At 35.0% G+C, this 9,817-nt stretch carries 9 protein-coding genes; all 9 read left to right on the forward strand.

The genetic code is table 11. From position 1 onward, the window contains the following. The coding region (gene cysS / locus Megvenef_RS04975) for a cysteine--tRNA ligase (protein WP_322776879.1) at positions 1-1,375 on the forward strand (1,375 nt) is incomplete at its 5' end. 102 nt (positions 1,376-1,477) lie between these two features. Beyond that, the gene (gene ndk / locus Megvenef_RS04980; protein ID WP_322776880.1) at positions 1,478-1,900 is read left to right on the forward strand and encodes a nucleoside-diphosphate kinase; all 423 of its coding nucleotides are present in this window, start codon (positions 1,478-1,480) and stop codon (positions 1,898-1,900) included. Positions 1,901-2,090: 190 nt separating this feature from the next. Further along, the gene (mnmG, locus tag Megvenef_RS04985) at positions 2,091-3,968 is read left to right on the forward strand and encodes a tRNA uridine-5-carboxymethylaminomethyl(34) synthesis enzyme MnmG (protein WP_322776881.1); all 1,878 of its coding nucleotides are present in this window, start codon (positions 2,091-2,093) and stop codon (positions 3,966-3,968) included. Next, positions 3,955-4,554 carry a 16S rRNA (guanine(527)-N(7))-methyltransferase RsmG gene (gene rsmG, locus Megvenef_RS04990; protein WP_322776882.1) on the forward strand — a complete coding sequence of 200 codons (600 nt, stop codon included), beginning with the start codon at positions 3,955-3,957 and terminating at the stop codon, positions 4,552-4,554. Before mnmG ends, rsmG begins: the two co-directional genes overlap by 14 nt. Continuing rightward, on the forward strand, positions 4,544-5,338 hold the full coding sequence (locus Megvenef_RS04995) for a ParA family protein (protein ID WP_322776883.1): 795 nt from the start codon (positions 4,544-4,546) through the stop codon (positions 5,336-5,338). Before rsmG ends, Megvenef_RS04995 begins: the two co-directional genes overlap by 11 nt. A gap of 23 nt (positions 5,339-5,361) precedes the next feature. Beyond that, positions 5,362-6,216 carry a ParB/RepB/Spo0J family partition protein gene (locus tag Megvenef_RS05000; protein ID WP_322776887.1) on the forward strand — a complete coding sequence of 285 codons (855 nt, stop codon included), beginning with the start codon at positions 5,362-5,364 and terminating at the stop codon, positions 6,214-6,216. A gap of 2 nt (positions 6,217-6,218) precedes the next feature. Continuing rightward, the gene (gene fsa / locus Megvenef_RS05005; protein WP_322776884.1) at positions 6,219-6,869 is read left to right on the forward strand and encodes a fructose-6-phosphate aldolase; all 651 of its coding nucleotides are present in this window, start codon (positions 6,219-6,221) and stop codon (positions 6,867-6,869) included. 21 nt (positions 6,870-6,890) lie between these two features. Continuing rightward, positions 6,891-8,558 carry an energy-dependent translational throttle protein EttA gene (gene ettA, locus Megvenef_RS05010; protein WP_322776885.1) on the forward strand — a complete coding sequence of 556 codons (1,668 nt, stop codon included), beginning with the start codon at positions 6,891-6,893 and terminating at the stop codon, positions 8,556-8,558. 519 nt (positions 8,559-9,077) lie between these two features. Further along, positions 9,078-9,713: an ankyrin repeat domain-containing protein gene (locus Megvenef_RS05015; RefSeq protein ID WP_322776886.1), complete on the forward strand. Its 636-nt coding sequence runs from the start codon at positions 9,078-9,080 to the stop codon at positions 9,711-9,713. Positions 9,714-9,817 lie beyond the last annotated feature (104 nt).

Consider the following 9,817-nt stretch of genomic DNA (forward strand, 5'->3'; position numbering starts at 1 on the left):
ATTTAACTCATTAACAAGGAAAAGAGAAACTTTCATTCCTATAGATGATAATTTGGTTAAAATGTATGTTTGTGGGCCTACAGTTTATGATCATCCGCATATTGGCAATGCAAGGTCGGTAGTAGTTTATGATATACTCTACCGTATATTAATCAAACTCTTTGGCAAAAACCATGTTATATACGTTAGAAATATAACAGATATTGATGATAAGATAATAGATAAAGCTGTCCAGGACGAGATTACCATTGCAGAACTGACAAAAAAAACTACGGAATATTTTCATCAAGATATGGACTATCTTTCTTGCCTTAGGCCAAATTTTGAACCAAGAGCAACTGATCATGTTCAAGATATGATAAATATAATAGATCTTCTTCTTGCTAAAGAAGTTGCGTATAAATCAGCAGACCATGTTTATTTTGATGTTACAAAAGCAACCGATTATGCCAAACTGTCTGGTCAGTCTTTCGATGAGTTATTTAATTCTGTTCGGATAGATAGCAGTGAAGGTAAAAAAAATCCTGGAGACTTTGTCCTATGGAAACCGGCTAAAGTAGAGGAAGATGTTTCTGCAAAGTTTGATAGCCCTTACGGTGTTGGCAGGCCTGGGTGGCATATTGAATGTTCGGCCATGAGTCATAAATTCCTTGGGGAAACCTTTGATATTCACGGTGGTGGAGTTGATTTAGTTTTTCCTCATCATACTAATGAAATTGCTCAAAGTCGCTCTGCTTTTAGTGGATCTGAATATGCAAAAACTTGGGTTCACAACGGGTTTTTAACGGTGAATCATGAAAAAATGAGTAAATCTCTTGGCAACTTCACTACGGTGAAAGACCTAATTAATAAAGGAATAAGGGGAGATGTAGCAAGGCTATTCTTGCTGGGTAATCATTATCGTAAGCCTTTAGACTACAATGATAAAGCTATAAATGATGCAAATCAAATGATCACCTATTGGTATAGAGCCATAGAGCCCATAGAAGCGAAAACCAAGTGTAATGAAAGTCAAATATCTGCTGAATTTATGAGTGCCTTGTTTGAAGATATGAATACCCACAAGGCAATAAAGATTATCAATGATTATGCAAAGGAAATCTATTTGTCAAAAACTGATGACATAAAGATTGAATATGCCTCAAAATTGCTTAGCTGTGCTCGTTTTATTGGACTAATGAATGCCTCGTGTAAAGAATGGTTTTACTCTCATGTAGATTCAGACAAAGTAGAAAAACTAATAAAAGAGAGAAAGCTAGCTAAGGAAGCAAAAAACTGGCCACTTGCTGATAGTATAAGAAATAAGCTATTAAATAGTGATATAGTTATTGAAGATAAGGCAGATGGTTCAACCACTTGGAAGAAAAAAACTTAATATATGTAGTGTACCATTAATGATGTTTGAAAAATTGCTTGATAAAAACACTTAAAATCTTTATAAGTACACTATCAATAAAAAATTAACAAAGGTTTATATATGACGACTGAATATACTTTTTCTATTATTAAACCAGATGCTACAAAAAGAAACTTGATTGGTAAAATTAATTCTTATCTGGAAAATGCTGGTCTCAAAATTGTTGCTCAAAAAATGGTTAGATTGCAGGAGTCGCAAGCTAAAGAATTTTATGCTGAACATAAAGAAAGGCCATTTTTTGCTAGTTTAATTACTTACATTACTTCTGGTCCAGTAGTTCTTCAGGTTCTTAAAGGAGAAGGTGCTGTAATGAAAAATAGAGAAATAATGGGAGCTACTAATCCTTCAGAGGCAAAAACTGGTACTATTAGAAAAGATTTTGCTGTAGATATTGAAGCAAACAGTATTCATGGATCTGATAGTCTTGATAGCGCCAAAAAAGAAATTAACTTCTTTTTTTCCAAAGAAGAAATTGTTGAGTAAAACCAATTCTTTAAAGTTAGGTTGATTAGTGGCTGGGTTATTTTGTTTGTTATTCGCCTCTCTTTATGGGTTCTTTGACTTTATTCTTAGCGCATAATATAATCAATTTACTTATATTGGCCGACCTGACCTGTATCATGGGCAAAGTTCTGCACATTAACAGTTGAATAAAATAACTTTATCTTAACTAATGAGCAATCAGTTTCACGTGAAAAAAAAATATGATGTAGTAATTATCGGAGGTGGCCATGCTGGAGCTGAGGCGGCAGCGGCATCGGCTCGTTCTGGTGCTGATACGCTTCTGATTACGCTTAAGCGAGATAATTTAGGTGAAATGTCCTGTAATCCAGCTATAGGTGGTGTGGCTAAAGGAATTTTGGTTAAAGAAGTGGATGCTTTAGATGGTCTTATGGGAAGGGTTATAGATAAGGCTGGTATACATTATAAAATGCTGAACGAAAGTAAAGGACCTGCGGTTTGGGGACCAAGAGCGCAGGCGGACAGAGCCTTATATAAAGTGGAGATGGCTTCAGAGTTATCAACTTATCCTAACCTAACTATATTATATGATTCGGTTGAAGATTTGGAAATAATAGATAACAGCATTCAGTCAGTTGTCACTAAAGCCCATGGTATTATTGAATGTAATAGTGTAGTACTTACGACGGGTACTTTTTTATCCGGTATGATTCATATTGGGGATAAAACAATTCCTGCGGGTAGGGTTGGCGAGGCGCCATCATACGGTTTGTCAAATACCCTTAAAAATCTAAATTTTGCAGTTGGAAGGTTAAAGACCGGCACCCCAGCTCGAATAGATGGAACAACAATCGATTACTCTCGGATTGAGAGGCAACCTGGGGATGTTGTGCCTCGTCCGTTTTCAGAAATGACAGATAAAGTTATTGTTCCCCAAATTGATTGCTTTATTACGAAAACAACTCAAAAAACGCACGATATAATAAGAGCTAATCTTAATAAGTCTGCAATGTATTCGGGCCAAATAACAGGTATAGGACCGAGGTATTGCCCTTCAATTGAAGATAAAATAGTTAGGTTCAGTTCTAAAGAAAGTCATCAAATTTTTTTGGAACCAGAAGGGTTGAATGACAATACGGTATATCCTAACGGAATATCCACATCCTTACCAGAAGACGTTCAGGAAGATTTTATTAGAACTATTATAGGTTTAGAAAGCGTTAAGATTTTAAGACCAGGATATGCTATTGAATATGATTTTGTAGACCCTAGAGAATTAAAACATACACTTGAAACAAAAAGAGTAAAAGGGTTGTTCTTAGCGGGTCAAATAAATGGCACTACTGGCTACGAAGAGGCCGGCGCTCAGGGACTTGTGGCTGGAATTAATGCTGCTTTATCGTGTTTTAATAAGGGGGAATTTGTTCTTACCAGGGCTGATGCATATATTGGCGTCATGATTGATGATTTGATTAATTTTGGCACTACTGAACCTTATAGAATGTTTACGTCTAGGTCTGAGTATAGGCTATCTCTTAGAGCTGATAATGCCGACCTTAGGCTTACTCCTAAGGGAATTGAGTATGGGGTTATTTCTCCTCAACGTTGTAGTGCCTTTGAGTTAAAACTGGAAACTTTAGAGCAAGCAAGAAATGTGCTGAATGCAAGAACAATAACGACTAGCCAATTGACAAACCTTGGTGTAAGTGTATCTCAGGATGGCTCAAAAAGGACGGCCTATCAAGTTCTTGGTCTACCAAATTTTGGTATAGAAGAAACAAAAAAAATATTCCCAGAAATCGGTAATTTAGATTTGAAGGCTCTAAATTATATGTATATTGAATCAAAATATTCATCATATTTAAAGAGACAGGATATGGATATTAAATTGTTTAAAGATGAAGAGAATTATAAAATTCCAGAAAATCTTGATTATTTATCTATTCATAGTCTATCGAATGAAATTAGAGAAAAACTCTCCTTCCATAAACCTTCTACCTTGGGGGCCGCCCGTAGAATTTCTGGAGTTACCCCTGCTGCATTGACAGCAGTACTAATTTACCTAAAGACAAATTATGTTGGATGTTGAGGTTGTTTCACGTGAAAACAAGGATAAGTTACGACAGTATATTGACTTATTAATTAAGTGGAATAAAGCAATAAATCTAGTGTCCTCAAACAGTATTAAAGACATAGAGCGAAGACATATATTAGATTCTATACAATTATTAAATTACATTGAAAAAAGAGATATATCAGTTTTAGACCTAGGTTCTGGCGCTGGGTTACCAGGGGTTGTTTTATCAATTTGTGGCATAAAAAAAATGGTGTTGGTTGAGAGTGACGAAAGAAAAGCAGCATTTTTGTTACAAGCTTCAAAAATATCCCCTGAATTGATTGAGATAAAGAATAGCAGAGCGGAAACTTTACCTGCTGGTTCTTATGATGTAGTAATTTCTAGGGCTTTCGCAGATTTAGGTTCTATATTTAATTACTGCAGGAGTATAGAAGTGAAAGAAAAATTTCTTTTACTTAAAGGAAAAACATATGAAGACGAAATAATTCAAGCTAGAAAACACTGGTTGTTTAAAGTTAAAATTCATGATAGCATCACTTCCATCGAAGGAAAAATTCTTGAAATCACTAATTTAAAGCCACACACACATGAGCGCTAAAATTGTAGCTATTGTTAATCAAAAAGGTGGAGTAGGTAAAACTACAACTGCTGTAAATCTGGCTACGATTATTGCTGTTATGAATAAAAGAGTTCTACTTATAGATCTTGATTCACAAGGCAATAGTAGTAGCGGTCTTGGTATAAGGCAAGAAGGAAGGAAAATTACCACTTATCATGTTTTTTGTGGACTTGAAACTATTGAAAAGGCAATTCTTGATACAGAAATTCCTAAATTATCGATTATTACGTCAAATACTAACCTGGCTGCGGTTGAAATAGATTTGATAAATAGGATTGATAGAGAAATGGTTTTAAAAAATTGCTTGGAATCAGTTCGGGATAGGTTTGATTATATTATTATTGATTGCCCCCCATCATTAAATTTACTGACCTTAAACGCTCTTGTGGCCTGCCATGAAGTTGTTATTCCTATGCTCTGCGAATTTTATTCTCTTGAGGGTTTAAGTCACTTACTTAAAACTATCGAGATTGTAGAAAAAAGATTGAACCCGGATATCAAAATTGGCGGAGTGTTATTTACTATGTATGACAAGAGGAATAGACTAACGGAGCAGGTGGAACGTGATGTGAGATCCTGTCTTGGACGCATAGTATTCAATACAACTATTCCACGAAATGTAAGAGTTTCAGAAGCTCCTTCTCATGGGAAAGCGGCGATAATATATGATTATAAATGCTCTGGATCTCAAGCTTATATTAATTTAGCAAAAGAAATGATGGCTAGAGAAAAGCAAGGTATTCGCCAAGTAGTATCAGCGTAAACTAAAATAAACACGAAGGATTCATTATGAGAAATAGAGCGTTAGGAAGAGGTTTATCTTCTTTGCTTAATGAGGAAATAATTCCAATTGAGATAGCTGCTTCTAGCAACAATATTGATCTTGATTTAATTGAGGCCAATCAGGATCAGCCAAGAAAATACTTTGATGAAGAGAAAATAAAAGAGCTTACTGATTCGATTATTAGTCATGGATTAGTACAGCCAATTATAGTAAATAAGAGTTCCACTGGTAAATATAAGATAATTGCTGGTGAAAGAAGATTTAGGGCTTGTAAGATTGCGGGATTAAGGCAGATTCCTGTTATAATAAAGGATTTAACTGAAAAAGAAATTTTAGAAATAGCTTTAATTGAGAACATACAACGCCAGGAATTAAGTGCTATTGAAGAAGCGGAAGGTTTTCAAAAACTTATTAATGAATATGGTTATAGCCAAGGTGAGCTAGCGGTTGTTGTTGGCAAAAGTCGAAGCCATGTTGCAAATTTATTAAGGCTAAACCAATTACCAGAGTCAATAAAATTTATGATTAATAATGGTCAGTTAAGTATGGGCCACGCTAGATGTTTAATAGGGCTTGAAAACGCTGAAGAAATAGCAGCTAAGATACTAGCTAATGACCTGAATGTGAGACAAGTAGAAGAGTTAGTAAGCAATAGAAAAAGGAAGGACAAAACTGATAATTCTTATATTAAAGGAAAAGATAAAGTTGTTGACGATGATTTGGTCATGCTTGGCCAATCTTTGAGCGAGAAATTTGGGGTGAAAGTAGTTGTTGAAAATTCTTGGAATGGCGGTAGAATAAGCTTTCATTATAGTAATTTGGAAGAACTTGACTTAATTTTAACTAGGCTTAATTAATTATGGAAATATTTTTAGACAGTGTTGATCTTACTGAGATTAAGAAATATCATATGTATAATATTGTTGACGGTATAACAACAAACCCTTCGCTAATGTCGAATTCTAAGATGGATTTTTATGAGACGATCAATTCAATTTGTAAGATAGTTAAAGGTGATGTTAGTGTTGAAGTTGCCTCAAATGATTTCGAAGAAATGGTAAAAGAAGGGAATAAAATATTAGAGGTCGCTCCTAATATTGTAGTAAAGCTTCCTATGACTTGGGATGGGCTTAAAGCCTGTAAATATTTTCGAGATGGTGGTAATAAGGTAAATATGACTTTATGTTTTTCTCCAAACCAAGCATTATTAGCTGCAAAAAATGGGGCCACTTATATTTCCCCTTTTATTGGTAGGCTTGAAGATATTGGTGAAGATGGAATGCAACTAATTGCTGACATCCGAAATATTTATAACAATTATGACTTTAAAACTAAAATACTTGCAGCATCTATAAGAACCACAGAACATGTATTCGAGGCCGCATTATGCGGAGCAGATGTTGTTACTATCCCAGCTAAAATACTTTCTCAGTTAGTTGAACATGACCTTACCAGTAAGGGGCTTGAGAAGTTTAATCAAGACTGGGAAAAATCCGGGATGAAAATTTAATTTAATTTATAAGGAAAGATAATGTCGTATCAGTACGTATATGTAATGAAAGGCTTGAGTAAGTCAATTAATGGTAAGCAGATCCTCAAAGAAACTTGGCTATCTTTTTTGCCTGGAGCTAAAATAGGTATAATAGGCCATAACGGTGCTGGTAAGTCGACATTGTTGAAAATAATGGCTGGTTTAGATAAAGAATATGAGGGAGAAGCTTTTGTTGCTGATGGGGTAAAAATCGGGCATTTATCGCAGGAACCTCATTTGGATACAAGTAAAAATGTGTTTGAAAACATTATGGATGGGCTAGCAGAAAAAAAAGCTCTAATTGATGAATTTAATGAAGTAAGTTCTAAATTTGCCGAAGAAATGACGGATGATGAGATGAATGATCTTCTGATCAGACAGGCTGATTTGCAAGAGAAAATAGACGCTTGTGATGGTTGGAGTATTGAAAGGGAAGTGGAAATGGCAATGAGTGCCCTTCGTTGTCCGCCAAAAGATGCTGATGTTACAAAGATTTCTGGTGGAGAAAAAAGAAGAGTTGCGCTTTGTAAGTTGCTTTTAGAAAGGCCGGGGATGTTGTTACTGGATGAGCCAACGAACCATCTGGACGCTGAATCAGTATCTTGGCTTGAAAATTTCTTGAAGGATTATAAAGGAACCGTTGTTGCAATTACTCACGATCGTTATTTTCTGGATAATGTTGCAGAGTGGATTTTGGAAATTGATCATGGAAAGTGTGTACCATGGCATTCGAATTATTCTGCTTGGTTAAAGCAAAAACAGGAGAAATTATCACTTGAGGAAAAAGAAGAAGGTGATCGTTCCAAGCAGCTTAAACGAGAGCTTGAGTGGGTGCAACAATCACCAAAAGCTCGGCAAGCTAAGAGTAAAGCAAGGATTAATGCATATCAAGAGTTACTTAACAAGAAGCGCGATGCTAGTAATGGTACTGCGCAGATAATTATTCCAAATGGCCCAAGGCTTGGAGATTTGGTGATTGAAGTTGAGAATTTATCTAAGAAGTTTGGTGATAGAGCGTTATTAACAGATTTTAATTTCCGTGTCCCACGTGGTGCTATTGTAGGAATTGTTGGACCTAATGGTGCTGGTAAGTCGACATTGTTTAATATGATTACTGGTAAGCTAAAGCCAGACTCTGGTAGAGTTAACATTGGTGATACAGTTAAGCTTGGTTATGTGGACCAGTCTCGTGATCATTTAGACGATAATAAAAATGTTTGGGAAGAAATTTCTGAAGGACTCGAAGTTCTTGAACTTGGCGAAACATCCATTAAAAGTAGAGCCTATTGCTCAGCATTTAATTTCAAAGGAGCGCAGCAACAAAAGAAAGTTGGCCAACTCTCTGGTGGTGAACGTAATAGGGTGCATCTGGCAAAATTGCTTAAGGAAGGGGCTAATGTTATTTTACTTGATGAACCGTCCAATGATTTGGACGTGGATACTCTAAGAGCTCTTGAGGATGCGATACTTGACTTTGCTGGCTGTGTATTTGTAATTAGCCACGATCGCTGGTTCCTAGACAGAATTGCCACCCATATAATTTCTTATGATAAAGATGGAAGCGCTACTTGGTTTGAGGGTAATTATGAAGATTATCATAATTACATGATTAATATAGTAGGTGAAGATACAAAGAATCCAAAATATAGGCATAAGAAATTGGTTTAGAAAAATCAGTTGTTAGTTTTTTAGAATATTTTTGAATTAGTAGTTTTAAGATATGGTGAGGCTGATCATAGGTAAGATGTAAGGCTACGATTTAACACTAGTCACCCTATTGACCCATGATTTCCTGGAACATCATAAGTTATCTGATCACAGAATGTATGATAACTCAAGATTCTACACCAATCACTACATTTAATATTATTTGATTCAGGGCATGTTTTTAAAATATTCATTTATAAATATTTATATTTGTTTAATAATATCGGTTGCAACTTAATCTTTGTAAACAAAACTATTGACTACTTGGTGAATTTGGGTAGATAATAAAGTTATACACAAGTTTATACATATAGTAATTTATGGGTTGTAGCCTGTTTTAGGCTGATGGTGTTGTAACGATTTAATTCTTATTCCCATGTCCTCCTCTCTATAGTTGTATATACTCGTATCCTTCGTGTCTAGCCTACGTGTACTTATGAATTACTATAACTCTTAATTAATTAATAGGAGAGGTAGAAAATGAAAATCCAGTACCATACAAACGAACCAAAGATATTCTCTGTTGTTAGAAGCCTCGATTGCGTGGGGTTAAAAAATTTAATTACACAAGATCCAACTATAGTAAACCAATCTCGATTAGCAGATGGATTCACTCCATTGCATAGCGCAGTTTATACTAATAGTTTAGCTGTTGTAGGAGCATTACTTACCTATGGTGCAGACCCAAATGCTATTTCTTACACAGACTGTACACCACTAGAGCTTGCGCTTAAAACAGCTGATACTAATCCATTAATAATAAAAGAGTTGATAAAAAAAGGTGGAAGCTTTTTTAATGAAGATGTTGAGTACTATTACCAACGACGTGTTGAAAAATATTCTGAAAAGATGAGTATTAAAGATTTAACATGCGGGATAATAACTGGTGAGAGTAAGGTGAAAGAAGTACAAATTACACTTTCCAAGTCTGTAGATTCGGTGAATTATAGTAATCCATTTTTAAATGAATCTGATGTGTTGATAGAAGAAATACTAACATGTAGTAGTTTAAATAAGGATAAAGAAAAGGATAAAGATACATTTTTTAATATAATTGAAATCGAGAATAAAAACCAAACAATACTTGAAGCCGCAATTGTGGGTCTGTCCATCTAAGTGTGTAAATTCCTTATAGGTTATATAATCAATTAATATAACTAAGAGGAATAAAATATGACTAAAAACACTATCAATAATAAGAATAATGAAGCTATATCCGC

The organism is Candidatus Megaera venefica (genome assembly GCF_034554655.1).
GTDB classification, from domain to species: Bacteria; Pseudomonadota; Alphaproteobacteria; order Rickettsiales; family Rickettsiaceae; genus Megaera_A; species Megaera_A venefica.

Bases quoted from the DNA above. Each gene is read 5' to 3' on its own strand.
- ndk (WP_322776880.1), top strand. From the start codon at position 1,478: ATGACGACTGAATATACTTTTTCTATTATTAAACCAGATGCTACAAAA.
- Megvenef_RS05015 (WP_322776886.1), top strand. From the start codon at position 9,078: ATGAAAATCCAGTACCATACAAACGAACCAAAGATATTCTCTGTTGTT.
- rsmG (WP_322776882.1), top strand. From the start codon at position 3,955: ATGTTGGATGTTGAGGTTGTTTCACGTGAAAACAAGGATAAGTTACGA.
- Megvenef_RS04995 (WP_322776883.1), top strand. From the start codon at position 4,544: ATGAGCGCTAAAATTGTAGCTATTGTTAATCAAAAAGGTGGAGTAGGT.
- mnmG (WP_322776881.1), top strand. From the start codon at position 2,091: ATGAGCAATCAGTTTCACGTGAAAAAAAAATATGATGTAGTAATTATC.
- fsa (WP_322776884.1), top strand. From the start codon at position 6,219: ATGGAAATATTTTTAGACAGTGTTGATCTTACTGAGATTAAGAAATAT.
- ettA (WP_322776885.1), top strand. From the start codon at position 6,891: ATGTCGTATCAGTACGTATATGTAATGAAAGGCTTGAGTAAGTCAATT.